This is a genomic window from Micromonospora sp. NPDC048907, from assembly GCF_055586885.1.
On record NZ_JBVJHI010000009.1, the window covers coordinates 110,695 to 127,054 of the forward strand.

Below are 16,360 nucleotides of genomic sequence, written 5' to 3' on the forward strand. Positions count from 1 at the left end.
CCGCGTGCGTTCCGTGCTGGCCTGGACGTGACAGTCCCCCCGTAGCCGCGACATGAGACCCGCTCACGTCAGGCTACGGGGGGAAGCTCCGGGCGGTGCCGCTTTCGCGCGGCTACCGGCCGGTCACCAGGTCATTTGCGGGTGGACAGGACGGACGGGTTCGACACCACGAAGTCCGCGAGCTTGTCGTTCTTGACCGCCTGGAACATGTCCATGGTCGTCTCGTTGAACTTCTCCCGGCCGTTGCCGGCGCTGCTGTAGGTGCCACCGTTGGTCCGGAGGGTGACCAGGTCGTTCCCGCTGACGCCCTTGAGCGTGAAGATGAAGTTCGCGATCGGCACGCCGCCGGTGTCCAGGATGAACGCCTTGCCGGCCGCCTTGATCAGCGAGTTCAGCTTGATCGGGTTGGTCAGCATGCCCTTGTCGGTGGCCTTCTTCGCCATCGCCTTGATCAGCTGCTGCTGGTTCTGCTGCCGGTCGTAGTCGCTGTTCGGCAGGCCGTAGCGCTGGCGGGCGAAGTCGAGGGCCTCCCAGCCCTCCATCTCCTTGCAGCCCTTCTTGTGCACCACCGGCGTGTACGACTTGCCGGTCTTCTTCGCGTCCGCGTTCCACATCGGCTTGCCGTCGACCATCGACATGTGGTGCGACTTGACCTCGTGGCTCACACAGATGCGCACGCTGCCGAGGGCGTCGATCACGTTCTTGAAGCCGCCGAAGTTGATGATCGCGGCGCCGTCGAAGCTGATGCCGGTCATCGACTTGATGGTCTTGGCCATCAACTGGGCGCCGCCTTCCCAGCCACCGCCGTTGCGGGCGCCGATCTGGAAGGCTGCGTTGATCTTGTCGGTGCCGCCCCGGTAGCCGTTCTTCTCGAAGGCCGGGATCTGCGCCTCGGTGTCCCGGGGGATGGAGATCAGATAGGCCTGGTCGTGGGTGGCCGGGATGTGCAGGATGATGATCGTGTCCGACCGGACGTCGTCGGCGGCCCAGCGCTGGCGCGCGTCCACGCCGAGCAGCAGCATGTCGATCGGGCCTTCGAGGCTGTTGCCACCCTCGGCGTCGGTCTTGCCCGCCTCGCCGAGCAGGTTGCCCTGGTCGATGCTGCTGGTCGCCTGGCCGATCACCGCCTTGCTGCCGACGATCGCGACGCCACTGGTCATCATCAGCACGGCACCGAAGATCACGGTCAGCTTGGCCCAGAACGGGTCCTTGCGCTTGGTGCGCTTCTTTCCACCGCCGGGCCCGTGGCCGCCATGGCCGGGCTGCGTGGGGATGATCGGGGGAACCCGCCCGGGCGAACCGGGCTCCAGTGACTGAGGGCGACGGCTGGTCTGGACCGGCATGCGTGCTCCAGCTCGGTGATCGGGGGCGGGACCACTGTACGTATCTGTTCCCGTTCTCGCGACCTCATGTGAGGGCTATTCCCGTCAATCTCGGCCAATGGCTCGGGGTTGTGACCGAACGGCCAATTGAAAAGATCCGGTCGGCGGTTGGCTCACCATGGGAAGAGCCTCACCGCCGACCGGATGCGTTGCCTCGCGGGGGCGGCGTCAGCCGCCGCTCCCGTCACTGTCGGTCTTCTGGTTGGCCCTCACCCAGTCGCCCATCGTGTCCGCCGCGATGGCCTTGTACATCGCCAGCGCCTTCTCCCGGTCGGAGACCACCACCGACTGGCCGTCGACGGTCTGGCCGCCCAGGTTCGGGCTGGTGAGGAAGGTCAGGTTCTCCCCGCGCAGGTTCCGGAACTGCAGCGCCATGTCGGTCAACGAGAATCCCTGGTCGACCGTGACGGCGGCGGTGACCGCCTTGAGGAAGTCGTTGAGCTTCTTCGGGTTGGTCAATGTCCCCGTGCTGGCCGCCTTGTCCATCAGCGCCTTGAGGAACTCCTGCTGGTGACGCATCCGGGCGAAGTCGCCGTCGGGGAACTGCTTGCGCTGCCGGACCCAGTCCAGCGCCTCGGCGCCGTTCATGTGGTTCACGCCCTTGGTGAACGTCCGGTACGGCTTGTGGATCGAGGTGATGGTGCGCTCCACCTTGAGGTCCACGCCACCGAGGGCGTCGGTGACCTCCTTGAAGCCGCCGAAGTCGATGGCCATGACGTGGTCGATCCGGACGTCGCTGAAGCACTCCACCGTCTTCACAGCGAGCGGGAGGCCGCCGAACGCGAACGCCGCGTTGATCTTGTTGCGCGAGCCCGAGTCGCAGGACGCGCCGGCGCTCTCCGGGATCGGCACGTAGAGGTCACGCGGGATCGAGACGAGGTAGGCCTGCTTGTGGTCGGCCGGGATGTGCATGACGATCAACGTGTCCGCCCGCCACTTGCCGGCGGCGTCGACCTCGGCGTCCGGGTCCCGCGAGTCGCTGCCGACCAGCAGGATGTTCAACGCGCCGTCGACCTGCTTGGCCGGCCGGCCCCCGGTGATCTGCGAGAAGGGGTCCGTCCGGGCCAGGTCACCGTTCAGGTTGCGGGCGTAGAGCCAGGCGCCCGCTCCACCGAGCAGCGCCAGCACCAGCACCGCGACGCCGGCCACCAGGCCGATGCGACCCCACCGCGGCCGCGGGCCGCGCCGGCCGGGACCGCCGGCGCCGCCGCCCGACCCGCCCGGCCCGGTCGGTCCGCCCGGACCCCCGGGCCCGCCGGGGCGCGGCTCGTCGTCGGGCGAGGGGTACCAGCGGGCGTCGGTCGCGCGGGCGCGCCCGGTGGTGCCCCGGCCGGAGCCGGGGACCTGGGCGCGGCCCGCGCTCCGACTCAGACGTGCGGGGAGCGGGACGCCGGCAGACGAGGTCGCTGACATGTAACCGAGGGTAGGTCGGCCGAGCCAGCCGTGCCCTGAGGCGCAGCCGGGTGTCAGCCTCCTCCCAGTGGGAGTCAGTACCCTAGCCGGCCGCGGAAGTACTCGATCGTGCGTCGGAGGCCGTCTTCGGGCGTCACGGTCGGCTCGTATCCCAGCAGCTCACGGGCGAGCGTGAGATCGGGACGCCGCATCTCCGGATCGTCGGCCGCGCGGGTGATGTAGCTCACCTCGGAGCTGCTTCCGGTCAGTGACACGATCGTCTCGGCCAGTTGCCGCATCGACATCTCGTGCTCGGTGCCGCAGTTGATCGGACCGGTCTCGGTCGAGTCGAGCAGCAGCAGGATGCCCCGCACCAGGTCGTCGACGTAGCAGATCGACCGGGTCTGGTTGCCGGTGCCGTGCACGGTGATCGGCTCGCCGCGCAGCGCCTGGGAGATGAAGGTCGGGATGGCCCGGCCGTCGTCCGGCCGCATCCGCGGGCCGTACGTGTTGAAGATCCGGACGATCGCGGTGTCGGTGCCCCGGCTGCGGTGGTAGGCCATGGTGGCCGCCTCCGAGAAGCGCTTGGCCTCGTCGTAGACGCTCCGGATGCCGATCGGGTTGACGTTGCCCCAGTAGGTCTCGCGCTGCGGGTGCTCCTTCGGGTCCCCGTACGCCTCGGAGGTGGAGGCCATCAGGAACCGGGCGCCGTCGGCGGTGGCCCGCTCCAGCAGGTGCAGGGTGGCCACCGAGCCGACCCGCAGGATCTCCACCGGCAGCTTCTCGAAGTCGGTGGGGCTGGCCGGGGAGGCCATGTGGAGGATCCCGTCGAACCGCTCGGCCATGGCCGGGTGGTCGGTCGGCAGGCCCTCGGAGATGTCCGCCTCGATCAGCGTGAAGGTCGGCTTCTCGAGGAGGTGGGCGATGTTGTCCTTGGAGCCGGTGACGAAGTTGTCCAGCACCACGACCGTGCAGCCGCGCTCGATGAGCCGGTCGACCAGGTGCGAGGGGACGAAGCCGGCGCCGCCGGTGACGAGGATGCGATGTCCGGAGCCGAAGCGGGGAGCGACCTTCATGCCGGCCAGCCTACTCAAGCCGGTGGGCCGGAGCCGTGGTCGGCTCCGGCCCACCGGGGGTGGGGGGTGTGGTCAGTGCGCGCCGGCGCCGGTGACCGAGCGCACCTCCAGCTCGGCGTACTTCTCCTCGTCGTGCTCCTTCGACAGCAGGGTGCCGATCCAGCCGCAGAGGAAGCCGATCGGGATCGAGATGATGCCCGGGTTCGACAGCGGGAACCAGTGCCAGTCGTGGTCGGGGAACATGGCCGTCGGCGCCCCGGAGACCACCGGGGAGAAGAAGACCAGCACCACGGCGGCGATCAGGCCACCGTAGATCGCCCAGACCGCGCCCGAGGTGTTGAACCGCTTCCAGAACAGGCTGTAGAGGATCGCGGGCAGGTTGCCCGAGGCGGCGACCGCGAAGGCCAGCGCCACGAGGAACGCCACGTTCAGGCTCTGCGCGAAGATCGACAACACGATGGAGATCGCGCCGATCACCAGGGCGGAGATCCGGGCGACGTTCACCTCCTGCCGTTCGGACGCCTGACCGTTCTTCACCACGTTGGCGTAGAAGTCGTGCGCCAGGCTGGACGAGGAGGCCAGGGTGAGCCCGGCGACCACCGCCAGGATCGTGGCGAAGGCGACCGCCGCGATGATCGCCAGCAGTGTCGCCCCGCCCAGGTCGCCGCCGAAGAAGTCCTTGCCGAGCGCCTCGGCGAGCTGCGGGGCGGCCGTGTTGCCCGCCTTGTCCTGCGCGGTGATCGCCTGGCCGCCGACCAAAGCCGCCGCGCCGAAGCCGAGGGCGAGGGTGAGCAGGTAGAAGGTGCCGATGATGCCGATGGCCCAGAGCACGCTCTTCCGGGCCGCCCTCGCGGTCGGCACGGTGTAGAAGCGGATCAGGATGTGCGGCAGGCCGGCGGTGCCGAGCACCAGCGCGATGCCCAGCGAGAGCAGGTCCATCTTGCTGTAGAAGGTCTTCAGCGCGTCCCCGGGTGTCTCCACGCCGTAGCGCAACCCGGGTTCGAGGAAGGACGCGCCCTTGCCGGACTGCTTGGCGGCGTCACCCAGCAGCGAGGACAGGTTGAACTTGTAGTGCGCCAGCACCAGCAGGGTCATGACGACCGCGCCGGTCATCAGCAGGAACGCCTTGACGATCTGGACGTACGTGGTGCCCTTCATCCCGCCGACCGTGACGTAGATGATCATCAGGGCGCCGACCAGGATGATCGTGGCCACCTTGGCGGTGTCCGCGTCCATGCCCAGGAAGGTGGTGCCCGGCTTGATGCCGAGCAGCAGGGCGACCAGCGCGCCCGCCCCGACCATCTGGGCCAGCAGGTAGAAGATCGACACCGTGATGGTGGAGACCGCCGCGGCGGTCCGCACCGGACGCTGGCGCATCCGGAACGCCAGCACGTCGGCCATCGTGTACCGGCCGGAGTTGCGCAGCAGTTCGGCGACGAGCAGCAGCGCCACCAGCCACGCGACCAGGAAGCCGATCGAGTAGAGGAAGCCGTCGTAGCCGTACAGGGCGATGAGGCCGGCGATGCCCAGGAAGGACGCGGCCGACATGTAGTCGCCGCCGATGGCCATGCCGTTCTGGAAACCCGAGAAGGACCGGCCGCCGGCGTAGAAGTCGGTGGCGGTCTTGGTCTGCCGGCTGGCCCACACCGTGATGGCCAGCGTGATCGCCACGAAGATCAGGAAGAGCGTGATCGTCAGGTTCCGGGCGGTGGTGCTGCCCGCCTCAGCCGCGAGGACCGTGTTCATGGGTCACCTCCCCCATCTCGGCGCGGATCCGGTCGGCGACCGGGTCGATCTTCCGATCGGCGAACCGCGAGTAGAGCCAGGCGATGACGAACGTGGAGACGAACTGGAGGAGGCCGAAGACCAGGGCGACGTTGATGTTGCCGACCAGTTTCGTGCCCATGAAACCCCGCGCGTACGCGGAGAGGATGACGTAGAGCGCGTACCACAGGAAGAACGCGACGGTCATCGGGAAGATGAAGCCGCGCAGCGCGCGCCGCAACCCGGCGAACTCGTCCGACCGCTGGACGGCGAGGTACCGTTCCGCCGCCGACTCGGCGGGCGCGGACGCGGGTGTGTCCGTGGACATCTGTGGATCACCACCTTCGCAGGCGTGGGGAGTTTTCGCGCACGGTAGAGAGCGCGCTCCCCGCCGGGGAAGGCTCGGATCGGCCATGGTCGACGCCTGCGCCGAACGGTGGCCCGGCTGCGCCGAGTGACCCAGATCACTCCGCTCAGCGGTCGGTGGTCAGTCGGTCAGCCCCCGGTAGCGACCGCGGTAGTGCAGCAGCGGCGCGGTCTCCTCGGCCAGGTCGACCGCCTCGATGACGGCCTCGACCAGCAGGCCCCAGCCGTACTCCCGGGCGGTGTCGAGCCGGCACCCGGCCCACCCGCCGGCGTCCGCGGGCACCGGTCCGTAGGGGGTGTCGGTCCAGGAGTCGAGGGCGAAGAGGCCACCGGGGGACGGGAAGAGGCCGGCGAACCGGTCGGCGAGCTGCCGGTGCTGGGGGCCGAGCGGCGCGACCGCGAACCGGCCCGCCTCCTCGACCGCCGCCCACAGGTCCGACTCCGGGTCGACCAGCCCGAGCAGCCGGTCCGGCTCCCCCTCGGCCACCAGGGTGGACGAGACGGTCAGACCGGCCGGGCCGGGCGCGGTCCAGAGCGTCACCGGGGCGGCCAGCCGGCCGCGCAGCCGGCGGACCGGCGAGCGCTGCCCGGCCGGCACGGCGAACGGGTCGGTGTGGTGGATCTCGGCGCCCGGATCATGATTCACGTGAAACATTGTGCCGCCCCGGCCCCGCGCCCAGCCCAGGAAGCGCGGGTGCAGTTCCCGGGCCCGCGGAAGTTGCTCGGCGGCCTCCGCCATGAGCCGCCCCAGGTAGAGCATCAGCGCGGTCCGATCGTGCCGGTACTCGGTCAGCAGCGCGAGCCGCGCCGGCTGGCACGGCCAGTGCGCCCCGCACACCCGGCACCGCCACGAAGGCCGCATGGCGACGTGCGCCGCGCCCGGCCTCGTCCAGATCTTGGACGAATTCCGCCCCCACAGGGGCCGTTTCCGTCCAAGATCTCGGCGGTCGTCGCTCATCAGCACCTCCCCGGATAGGGGTCGCCCCGGCCGGGGGATGGCCGGGGCGACCTGCCGCAGGACCGGCCGCCGGGTCGTCGCCTCCACCAGCCGGGCCGCGCCTCTCCACCCTGGACTCGGCGGGGTCGGCGCGGGAGGATGCCAGGGCTTACTACACAGCGCGATCACGTACTTACCGGGGACGTAAGGATGGACATCGAGATGTGGATCCGGGCGCTCAAGGCCGCCCGGGCCGGTGCGGACGTCTCCCAGGAGGGGCTGGCCACGCTGATCAGGTGGAGCCCCTCCACGGTGGCCGCGATCGAGACCGGGCGACGTCGGCCGACCATGGAGTTCGCCGTCGCCGCCGACGAGGCCCTCGGCACCGGCGGCCTCCTCACCAGCCTGCTGACGGCCGGCGAGGAGAACAGCGGGCCAACCTGGTTCGAGTCCTGGCCCGGGCACGAGGAGCGGGCGGTGCGGCTGTGCTACTTCGAGCCGTGCCTGGTCCCAGGCCTGCTGCAAACCGAGGAGTATGCCCGGGCCGTTGCATCGGCCGGCGGCCTGTATCGGAGTGATCGGGTGGAGGAGTTGGTCAGCCTCCGCATGAGTCGGCAGCGTCTGCTCCACCGGGAGAATCCGCCCGAGTGTGTCTTCGTCATCGACGAGAGCGCTCTGCGACGACCCGTCGGGGGACCGGCGGCCATGGACCGGCAACTCGGGTGGTTGCTCGAAGCGGCCGAACTGCCCCCTGTGCGGCTGCACGTCCTGCCGCTCGACGTGGGCGCACATGTCTCGATGGGCGGTGGGTTCGTGCTAGCAGAGCTACCCGGACCGGATCGGCTGCTCTGCCTGGACAACGCCGCTCGTGGCCAGATCGCCGACTATCCCGAGTGGATAGGCTTGGTGCAGCGCAAATGGGAGCATCTGCTCGGTGAGGCGCTCAGCGAAAGTGCTTCCCTCGACCTGATCAACAAGCTGAAGGTGACGCCATGACGAGTGTCGCGCCGCTCTGGCGTAAGTCGTTCCGGTCAGCCAATGAGGGCAACTGCGTCGAGGTGGCGGGCAATCTGCCCGGGGTGGTGCTGGTCCGGGACAGCAAGGATCCCTCCGGGCCGACCCTCGCCTTCTCCCCGGCCTCCTGGCGCCGCCTGCTCGCGAGCCTCGGGCGGGCCGGGCTCGACTGAGGGCCCTACCCTGCCGGGCATGTCTCTCGTCCCACCCCAGAAGCTCGCCCAGGAACGCGTCGCCAGCGCCGACGCCATCCTCGGCGGTCAGGTCGACCTGCGCGCCTACCCGCACCGGCACCTCGTGGTCACCGCGAGGCACGCCTGGGGGCGCAGCGGGTTCCAGCCGCTCATGGAGGCGGTCGAGCACCTGTCCCACTACGGCTGGGAGCTGGTCAACGTGACAAGCATCGGCGACGGCCACAACCTCTACGCGGCCATGCGCCGCACGGCCTGACCCCGGCTACGCGGCGAGGGAGCGGCGGGCGGCGGCCAGCACCTCGGGGTCGGCGCAGCCGGCGGCGTACCCGGCGATCCGGCGGCGGATGTCCCGACCGAGCAGCCACACCCCGATCCGGTCGGCGACCGGGCGCAGGAACGCGGGCCGGCACCGGAAGTTGTACCGCCAGGTGGCCACCGTCGTGCCCGGCTCGGGGCCGGGCGCGAACCGCCACCCGCCGCCGAACCGCTCGAAGAACCACGGCCCGCGCACCATCTTCATGCCCACGTTCGTCGGCGGCGCCCACGAGACGTACTCGCTGACCATGACGAGGCCGTGCCGGGACCGGGTGAAGGTGCGCACACCCCTGCCGGGGCGGGTCGCCCCGTCGACGAAGTGCTGCTCCCGGACGAAGGGGTCCCAGCGGTAGCGGACCGGCGCCACGGTCTGCGACACGGCGAAGGCCAGCTCCGGTGGGACCGGAACGGTGGTCACCGCCTCGACGACCGGCATCAGCGCCTCGGGGTGACGGCGGCCAGCAGTTCCGGCTGGCGCCGGTCCAGCGCGTCCCCGGCCAGGTACGCGCCGAGCAGCGCGGCGCCCAGCCCGTACGCGAGACCGACCGGCAGGGCCAGCCAGAGCCAGACGTCGCCGAGCAGCGCGGCGGCCACCACCAGCGGCACGGCCGCCGTCGCGGTGGCCACCATGGACAGCAGGGTGTACAAACTCTTCGCCATCCCGGCGCCGGTGTTCATGGCGAACGGGTTGCTCGTCTCCGGCAGCGAGTAGCCGCCGAGCACCGAGACGGACGCGTTGATCGCCAGCCCGCAGCCGTACGCGGCGAACAGCGCGCCGGCCATCACACCGAACCAGCCGGGCCGCCCGAGCACCGCGGCCAGCACCACGGCGACCACACCGAGGATCGGCACCACGTAGAGCGAGAACGCGACCATCCGGGCCCGCAGTTCCACCCGCCCCGGCACGCCCGCCACCACGTTGGCCGCGTACGCGCTGCCGTCGAAACCGAACTGGTTGGCCAAGGTCACCGCGGCGAGCACCCCGACGAAGAGCATCGAGAGGCTCACCAGCACGGGCGACGAGTTCGCGGTGGCCTCGCCGAACGCCGCCCCGCCCTCGGTGGCCAGCTGGGAGCCGCCCAGGTTGACCATCAACGGCACGAAGATGCCGACCACCGCGACGGTGATCAGGTTGGCCCGCCGCCGGGCGTCGCGCCACCAGTAGCGGCACTCCCGGGCGACCAGCGCGCCGAACCGGTCCCGCCGGGCCCAGCCGACGGCCCGGGGAAAGAGCTGCGCGACCGCCGTGCCGGCCACCGTGCCGCGGCGGTCCCGGGACGACCCGGCGCTCGCCGCGCCCACCATCGCCGACTCCAGCGACCGCGACCACCACAGCAGGAGTACGCCGATCGCCGCCACACCGATCAGCAGCTTCAACACGGCCGCCCCGGCGTGCCCCTCGGCCACGTCGACGCCGGCCGTCCAGGGCGCCCCGAACGGCGTCCAGCCGACCACCCGGGCCACACCGGTGAGCCGGTCCCAGTCGGCCTGCTGCACCGCGCCGATCACCAGCAGTTGCAGCGGGCCGAGCAGGGCGGCGAGCACCGCGAGGAGCACGGCGGCCAGGTCCCGCACGCGGCGGGAGCGGAGCATGGTGGCGAAGGCGCTGGTCACCGCGCGGGCGGCCGCCAAACAGAGCAGCACGCCGAGGAGCACCCCGAGCACCTCGACCAGCGCGGCGGACCAGCCCCCCAGACTGCCGGCCGTGACGACCAGCCCGGTGACCGCGACAAGTGTCGCCAGCACCGGAACGCTGACCAGGGCGGCCGCGAACAGGCCGGTGACCAGGGTGCGGCGGGAGAGCGGGAGCAGCGCGAACCGGGCCGGGTCCAGGGTCTCGTCCACGCCGAAGAAGACCAGCGGCAGCAGGAGCCAGCCGAGGGTCAGCAGGCCGCCGCCGAAGGCGGCGGTCATCAGCGCATACCGGGACTCGCCGGCCAGGCCAGGTGCCGCGAGCAGGAAGAAGCCGCCGACGGCGAACCAGAGCCCGAACAGCACACCCCCCACGAACATCGCGATCCGCCAGGCCTGGCCGCGGAAGTTGTTGCGCAGCACCCGCAGCTTGAGCCGGACGAAGTGCCGGGGCGAGACGGCCCGGGCCGGGCGCTCGGCGGCGGTCACCGGGACAGCCACGTCAACTCCTCGCCCGTCGCGGTCCGCCCGCCGACCACCTCGACGAAGACCTCCTCCAGCGACCGCTCGCCGCGGACCTCGGTGAGCGTGCCGACCCGCATGATCCGGCCGTCGGCCAGGATCGCCACGTGCGAGCAGAGCCGCTCGACGACCTCCATGACGTGGCTGGAGAAGATGACCGTGCCGCCGCCCACCACGTAGCGGTGCAGGATGTCCCGGATCAGGGCCGCGGAGACCGGGTCGACCGCCTCGAACGGCTCGTCCAGCACCAGCAGCCGGGGGCCGTGCAGCAGCGCGCAGGCCAGGCCGATCTTCTTCTTCATGCCGGCCGAGTAGTCGACCACCAGGGTGCGGCCGGCGTCGGTGAGTGCCAGCACGTCGAGCAGTTCCGCCGCCCGCTGGTCGACCACCGCCGGGTCCATGCCGCGCAGCAGCCCGTGGTAGGCCAGCAGCTCGGCCCCGGTGAGCCGGTCGAAGAGGCGTACGCCGTCGGGCATCACGCCGAGCAGTCCCTTGGCGCGCACCGGATCGGCCCAGACGTCGTGCCCGAGCACCCGGGCCTGGCCGGCGTCGGGCCGCAGCAGGCCGACGGCCATGGAGAGGGTGGTGGTCTTGCCGGCCCCGTTCGGGCCCAGCAGCCCGTAGAACGAGCCGGTCGGCACGTCGAGGTCGACGCCGGCGACCGCGACCTTGGTGTCGAACCGCTTGGCCAGGCCACGGAGGGACAGCGCCGGGTGCTGATCGGTCATGCCCACGACCGTAGCCCGCCCCGGCCAGCCGTAGATCCGGCCAGAGGAGGATCTTCGCGTCCCCCTTCAGCCGTACGCGTCGGCGCCCGTCCCGGCGTGGGTCAGAGCCGCAGCGTCTCCGGGGTGTGCAGGCGAAGCATCGTGACGCCGACGTCGCGGGGCAGCCGCCGGCGGGTGGCCATGGACACCGCCACCATCACGGTGAACGCCAGCGGCACCGTCCACGCGGCCGGCTGGGTGGTGAGGGTGGCGGGCCAGCCGGACAGCGGTGGGCCGAGCACGGTGAGCAGCACCGCGCCGATCGCGGCGCCGCCGCCGACCAGCACCCCGGCGGCGGCGCCCAGGTCGGTCAGGCCGCGCCACCAGATGCCCAGCACGAGCAGCGGGCAGAAGCTCGACGCGGCGACCGCGAAGGCCAGCCCGACCACCTGGGAGACGTCCAGGCCGGAGACTTTCAGCGCGAGCACCGCCGGCACCCCGCCGGCGATCACCGTGGCCAGCCGGAAGCCGCGCACCGAGCCGCGGCCGAGCACGTCGGTGGAGATGACCCCGGCCACGCTGGTGAGCAGGCCGGACGAGGTGGAGAGGAACGCCGCGAACGCCCCCGCGGCGACCAGCGCGGCGAGCAGCCGGCCGGTGGTGCCGTCGCCCAGCGCGGCACCGGGCAGCAGCACCACCACGGCGTCGGTCTGGCCGGTGACCAGTAACTGCGGCGTGTAGACCCGGCCCAGCACGCCGTAGATCGTGGGCAGCAGGTAGAAGACGCCGACCAGGGCCAGCACGACCAGGGTGGTGCGCCGGGCGGCGGCGCCGTCGGGGTTGGTGTAGAAGCGCACCAGCACGTGCGGCAACCCCATGGTGCCCAGGAAGGTGGCAAGGATCAGCGAGTACGTGCCGAACAGCCCCCGGTCGTCGTCGCCGGCCGTGTCCGGCAGCAGCCAGTCGGTGGCGGCGGTGGCGGCGCCGGAGACCTCGGGCACCGGGTCACCGGCGGCGAATTCGAGACGGTCGCCGGGGCGTACCTCCCGGAGGCCGCCGTCGGGCAGGGTGAGCGTCGCGCGGTGCTCCACCACGACGGTGGTCGCGGTCCGGAACGCCGGCCCGTCGGGCGGGGTCACCGCCGGGCGGGCGTCGGCCTGCCACTGCAACGCCAGGAAGATCGCGGGTACGGCGAGGGCGGTGAGCTTCAACCAGTACTGGAAGGCCTGCACGAACGTGATCGCCCGCATCCCGCCCAGCGCCACGTTCGCGGTCACCACGACGGCGACCAGCAGCGCGCCCACCGGGTAGGGCGAGCCGGCCACCGTGGCCAGGGTCAGCCCGGCACCCTGGAGCTGCGGCACCAGGTAGAGCCAGCCGATGAAGATCACGAAGACGGTGGCGAGTTTCCGGAGCCGCCGCGACCCGAGCCGTACCTCGCAGAAGTCGGGCAGGGTGAACGCCCCGGACCGGCGCAGCGGGGCGGCCACGAAGAGCAGCAGCGCCAGGTAGCCGGCCGCGAAGCCGACCGGGTACCAGAGGACGTCGACGCCGTACTTGAGGATCAGCCCGGCCACGCCGAGGAAGCTCGCCGCCGACAGGTACTCCCCGCCGATCGCGGCGGCGTTCCAGGTGGGGCTGACCGCCCGGGAGGCGACCAGGAAGTCGGAGGTGGTCCGGGCCAGCCGCAGGCCGTAGAAGCCGATCCCGACGGTGACCAGGGTGACCGCCACGATCGCGGGGACCACATAGCCGTTGCCCATCAGCGCTCCGGCCGCTGGACCAGGTCGGTGAAGTCCTGCTCGTTGCGTTCCGCCAGCCGCACGTACGCCCAGCCGACCCCGATCAGGAACGGGAAGGCGGCCACCCCGAGCAGCAGCCAGGGCAGGTTGACGCCGAGCACGGTGACCCGGCCGACCGAGGGCGCGATGGCGAAGAGCCAGGGCAGCCCGCCCAGCCCGATCAGCACCAGCAGGCTCAGCCGCAGGGCCAGCGAGAGCTGGGCCCGCATGAGGCCCTGCACCAGCGTCTCGCCGACCCGGGTCTGCTGGGTCAGTTCGGAGCGGGTGTGCTCGGCGCGGCTGCGTGGGCGGGCGACCTCGGCCAGCACGACGCGGGTCCGGGCCTGCCGCGGGGCGCGCGGGACGGGCACCGGAGCCGCCTGCGCGGGCCGCCCCGGAACGTCCTGCTCCTCCGCTCCGGTCATCCCCGGCAGTCTCGCCTGATCAGCGGGAATGTCAAGAGCGCCGGGAACGGCCCTGTGGACAACGTGTGGACAACGCTTCACTCCTGTGGACAACCCGGTGGATGACCGCCGCCTCGTTGTGGACGACGGAGGGGATGTCAGGGTGAGCCGGTAGCGGAGGTGTGACGATCGTGGCCCGCGAGGACGCCCTCGACCGTAGCCGGGAAGGAGCCGTGCTCGCCGCGACCGGTGTCCGCCGGGCCGACCGACCGTTCCCTCTGGTGCTGCCCGTCGGCGACAGCTTCTGAGCATTCCCTGGAACCTTCCGCCCGCCTGGCGAGTGGAACAGGTGGAGAGGGGAGGTGACGGTGTCCGAGAGCGAGCTGATCTCCGAGCTGTACGCGGGGTGTTTTCGCCGGCTGGTCGTCCAGCTGTACGCGGTGACCGGTGATCTGAGCGAGGCGCAGGAGGCGGTCCAGGAGGCGTTCACCCGCGCGCTGGCCGCGCCCAGACGGCTGGCCGGCCTGGACAACCCGGAGGCGTGGCTGCGGCGGGTGGCGGTGAACGTCGCCCGCAGCCGGCACCGGCGTCGGCGGCTGTTCGACACCCTGATCCGGCGGCTCGGGCCACCGCCCGTGGTGGCCGACCGGTCGCCCGAGCACCTGGCCCTGCTCACCGCGCTGCGCGGGCTGCCCGAGGGGCAGCGGCAGGCCCTGGCCCTGCACTACCTGGTCGACCTGCCGGTGGACGAGGTGGCGGCGACCCTCGGCGTCTCTCCCGGCACGGTCAAGTCCCGCCTCTCCCGCGGCCGGCAGGCCCTGGCCGCGCTGCTCGCCGATCCCGACACCGTCGACACCAGCAACGGGAGGATCGATGTCCGATCGTGAGTTCACCGGCTTCAACGTCGACACCGTGGCCGAGGCCGTGCGCCAACCGCCGCTGGCCGACCTGCGGGCGGCGGCGCGGTCCCGCCGCCGGCAGCGGACCACCGGGTTTGCGGTCGCCGTCCTGGTCATGGCCGGTCTGGTGGCGACGCCGCTGCTCGGAGGCTCGAACGGGTCCGGCTGGGCCGGCCCGGACCAACCGCCTGCCGGTCCTGGGCGGGCTGGCGAGGTCGTCCTGACAAGCCGGGACTCCGGCGTGGCGGTCATTCAAATGGAGTGCTCGCTGCTCTTCTCGCACAGTGTGGACGAGGGGCGACGCTGGTCGGACTGGGACGCGGCCCGTTACGAGGCCGAGAGCTGCCCGACCAACAGCGAGGGCAACCGGAACGCAAACCTGCAGTACACCGTGCTCAGCAACGACATCTACCTGGTGCGTGACGGCGAACGCCACCTGCTCAGCGTCGACCACGGTCGCACCTGGCAGGACGCGGCAGAGGCCACCGTGCCGGTCGCCAGGTTTCCGAGCCGGGCTCGACCGGTCTTCTGCCAGCAGGGCTGCGGCGCGGTCGGGGAGCCACTGGCCGTGGACGACACCACCGCAACGGTCTACCGGCTGACCGGGAAGTCGCCGTCGCCGTACCCGCCGTTCAGCATCTACCCCGCCCTCGACGGCTCGATCTGGGTGACGTACTGGCCGGGCGAGGCTGACCAGCCGATCGTCGCCCGCAGCGCCGACCGCGGCGCAAGCTGGGTAAGTTGGCGCCCGCAAGCCGGCACCAACGTCGTGGCGGTGGTCGGGGTGGATGCCCGGGAGGGCTACCTGTTGATCCAGCCGCCGCCACCGTCCGGCTCTACCGTGCCGGCCGGCCCTGCCCGACTGCTGCGGACCACTGACGGGGCGCGGACCTGGGTGGACACCGGCACCGACCTCCCGGCGACCCAGCAGATGCCGTTCCTCGCGATCGGTGCCGGCGGTGTCCTACTGGTTCCGTTCGGGTGGGCCGACACGCCGGAGCTGTCGGCGAAGCTCCTGGTGAGCCGCGACGGCGGTCGCCACTTCAACGTGTCCCGCGACTATCGGGCGCAGGAGGGCACGGGTGGCACCGGTCCCGGTCTGGCCTGGCTGTACGGCCGCGACGACCCCTCCGACGTCGGGCCGGACCACGTGATCGTCACCACCGACGGCACGACCTGGAAGCGCTTCGCGCTGCCGCACTGAACCGGCGTCGGCGCGGCTCCTCGACGGTGCCGCGCCGACGCTCGGCGCTCACTACAGCCCGACGCGCACCGGGTGGGCCGTCGCCGAGCCGAGCCAGGTGTGCGGGTTGCCGAACCAGCACCAGCCCAGCTTCGGCGCGCCCTGGCTGATCCAGAGCGCCGGCACCCGCTTGTCCCCGCAGCGGGAGCCGACCAGCGAGAAGCACCGGTTGCTGGCCAGCGCCGGCGGGTGCAGGGTGACGAAGGCGAGGCCCTCGTCGATGGTGATCGGCAGCCGGCCCCGCTCGGTCATCTGGGCCAGCGCGGTGGACGGGGGCAGGTTCCGGTACTCCTCGCCCCGGTCGACGTCGAAGAGCAGGTACGCGGGTCCCGCCGGCACCTCCAGCTCCTTGATCGGGTCGAACGCCGGCAGGTCGTCGGCGGGGAAGTTCCGGTCGAGGATGCCGGGCTTCCGCTTCCCGTCGAGCGTGGTCAGCGCGATGCGCTGCGGGACGGGCACCAGGTCGCGCGTGGTCACCAGCAGGAAGGGCACCCGCCCGTCGGTGGGCGCGGCCAGGTCGGCGGCCCCGGCGACGGCCGCCGCGCGCAGCGGGGTGAGCAGGTCGCGGAAGGGCTGCTCGGTCAGCCCGGCCAGGGCCGGGTAGCCGAGCTGCACCAGTCGGTCGAGTTGCCTGTCGAACTCGGTCGCGGCGTCGTAGCGGCTGTCGGGCATGGGGGCACTCCACTCTGTCGTACGGCGTCCCGTACAGCGTACGACAACGGGCGGGTATTC

General features: G+C 71.6%; 17 protein-coding genes. 5 read left to right on the plus strand and 12 right to left on the minus strand.

From position 1 onward, the window contains the following. Nucleotides 1-131: 131 nt before the first annotated feature. The 6 genes from ACZ6PY_RS26875 to ACZ6PY_RS26900 all read right to left on the minus strand — a co-directional run bounded on the left by ACZ6PY_RS26875 (nt 132) and on the right by ACZ6PY_RS26900 (nt 6,740). Entirely contained in the window at nt 132-1,343 is a 1,212-nt protein-coding gene (locus ACZ6PY_RS26875) for an LCP family protein (protein ID WP_466076811.1), read from the minus strand. Nucleotides 1,344-1,550: 207 nt separating this feature from the next. Further along, nucleotides 1,551-2,795, minus strand: a complete 1,245-nt coding sequence (locus ACZ6PY_RS26880; protein ID WP_466076814.1) for an LCP family protein — start codon at nt 2,793-2,795, stop codon at nt 1,551-1,553. Nucleotides 2,796-2,869: 74 nt separating this feature from the next. Next, nucleotides 2,870-3,850: a UDP-glucuronic acid decarboxylase family protein gene (locus tag ACZ6PY_RS26885; RefSeq protein ID WP_466076817.1), complete on the minus strand. Its 981-nt coding sequence runs from the start codon at nt 3,848-3,850 to the stop codon at nt 2,870-2,872. Nucleotides 3,851-3,922: 72 nt separating this feature from the next. Beyond that, on the minus strand, nt 3,923-5,596 hold the full coding sequence (locus ACZ6PY_RS26890; protein ID WP_466076820.1) for a solute symporter family protein: 1,674 nt from the start codon (nt 5,594-5,596) through the stop codon (nt 3,923-3,925). After that, on the minus strand, nt 5,574-5,942 hold the full coding sequence (locus tag ACZ6PY_RS26895; protein WP_262285084.1) for a DUF485 domain-containing protein: 369 nt from the start codon (nt 5,940-5,942) through the stop codon (nt 5,574-5,576). The genes ACZ6PY_RS26890 and ACZ6PY_RS26895 overlap by 23 nt, the downstream gene beginning before the upstream one ends. Nucleotides 5,943-6,101: 159 nt before the next feature. Further along, the gene (locus ACZ6PY_RS26900; RefSeq protein ID WP_466077096.1) at nt 6,102-6,740 is read right to left on the minus strand and encodes a flavin reductase family protein; all 639 of its coding nucleotides are present in this window, start codon (nt 6,738-6,740) and stop codon (nt 6,102-6,104) included. Between the two features lie 387 nt (nt 6,741-7,127). Here ACZ6PY_RS26900 and ACZ6PY_RS26905 point away from each other — a divergent pair, with 387 nt between their 5' ends. The 3 genes from ACZ6PY_RS26905 to ACZ6PY_RS26915 are packed head-to-tail and all read left to right on the plus strand — an operon-like array spanning nt 7,128 to nt 8,381. Further along, nucleotides 7,128-7,913: a helix-turn-helix domain-containing protein gene (locus tag ACZ6PY_RS26905; protein ID WP_466076823.1), complete on the plus strand. Its 786-nt coding sequence runs from the start codon at nt 7,128-7,130 to the stop codon at nt 7,911-7,913. Further along, entirely contained in the window at nt 7,910-8,104 is a 195-nt protein-coding gene (locus ACZ6PY_RS26910; RefSeq protein ID WP_466076826.1) for a DUF397 domain-containing protein, read from the plus strand. The genes ACZ6PY_RS26905 and ACZ6PY_RS26910 overlap by 4 nt, the downstream gene beginning before the upstream one ends. Nucleotides 8,105-8,123: 19 nt before the next feature. Next, nucleotides 8,124-8,381 carry a hypothetical protein gene (locus ACZ6PY_RS26915; protein WP_466076829.1) on the plus strand — a complete coding sequence of 86 codons (258 nt, stop codon included), beginning with the start codon at nt 8,124-8,126 and terminating at the stop codon, nt 8,379-8,381. A 6-nt stretch (nt 8,382-8,387) separates the two neighbouring features. Here the strand turns inward: ACZ6PY_RS26915 and ACZ6PY_RS26920 are convergent, their stop codons facing one another. The 5 genes from ACZ6PY_RS26920 to ACZ6PY_RS26940 form a co-directional block, all read right to left on the minus strand. Beyond that, on the minus strand, nt 8,388-8,876 hold the full coding sequence (locus ACZ6PY_RS26920) for an SRPBCC family protein (RefSeq protein WP_466076832.1): 489 nt from the start codon (nt 8,874-8,876) through the stop codon (nt 8,388-8,390). Then, entirely contained in the window at nt 8,876-10,573 is a 1,698-nt protein-coding gene (locus tag ACZ6PY_RS26925) for an ABC transporter permease (protein ID WP_466076835.1), read from the minus strand. Before ACZ6PY_RS26925 ends, ACZ6PY_RS26920 begins: the two co-directional genes overlap by 1 nt. Beyond that, the gene (locus tag ACZ6PY_RS26930) at nt 10,558-11,322 is read right to left on the minus strand and encodes an ABC transporter ATP-binding protein (protein ID WP_466076838.1); all 765 of its coding nucleotides are present in this window, start codon (nt 11,320-11,322) and stop codon (nt 10,558-10,560) included. Before ACZ6PY_RS26930 ends, ACZ6PY_RS26925 begins: the two co-directional genes overlap by 16 nt. 101 nt (nt 11,323-11,423) lie before the next feature. Then, nucleotides 11,424-13,064 carry a sodium/solute symporter gene (locus ACZ6PY_RS26935; RefSeq protein ID WP_466076844.1) on the minus strand — a complete coding sequence of 547 codons (1,641 nt, stop codon included), beginning with the start codon at nt 13,062-13,064 and terminating at the stop codon, nt 11,424-11,426. Then, a complete protein-coding gene (locus ACZ6PY_RS26940) occupies nt 13,064-13,507 on the minus strand; it encodes a hypothetical protein (protein WP_466076848.1) in 444 nt (147 codons plus the stop codon). Before ACZ6PY_RS26940 ends, ACZ6PY_RS26935 begins: the two co-directional genes overlap by 1 nt. 347 nt (nt 13,508-13,854) lie before the next feature. On the opposite strand from ACZ6PY_RS26940, the gene ACZ6PY_RS26945 reads away from it, so the two are divergent. Together ACZ6PY_RS26945 and ACZ6PY_RS26950 are read left to right on the plus strand one after the other, a co-directional pair. Then, the gene (locus ACZ6PY_RS26945) at nt 13,855-14,373 is read left to right on the plus strand and encodes a sigma-70 family RNA polymerase sigma factor (protein WP_466076853.1); all 519 of its coding nucleotides are present in this window, start codon (nt 13,855-13,857) and stop codon (nt 14,371-14,373) included. After that, nucleotides 14,360-15,589, plus strand: coding sequence for a WD40/YVTN/BNR-like repeat-containing protein (locus tag ACZ6PY_RS26950; protein WP_466076858.1), 1,230 nt, complete (start codon nt 14,360-14,362; stop codon nt 15,587-15,589). Before ACZ6PY_RS26945 ends, ACZ6PY_RS26950 begins: the two co-directional genes overlap by 14 nt. A gap of 51 nt (nt 15,590-15,640) precedes the next feature. Here ACZ6PY_RS26950 and ACZ6PY_RS26955 read toward each other — a convergent pair whose 3' ends face one another. Further along, entirely contained in the window at nt 15,641-16,300 is a 660-nt protein-coding gene (locus tag ACZ6PY_RS26955) for a DUF5701 family protein (protein ID WP_466076862.1), read from the minus strand. Nucleotides 16,301-16,360 lie beyond the last annotated feature (60 nt).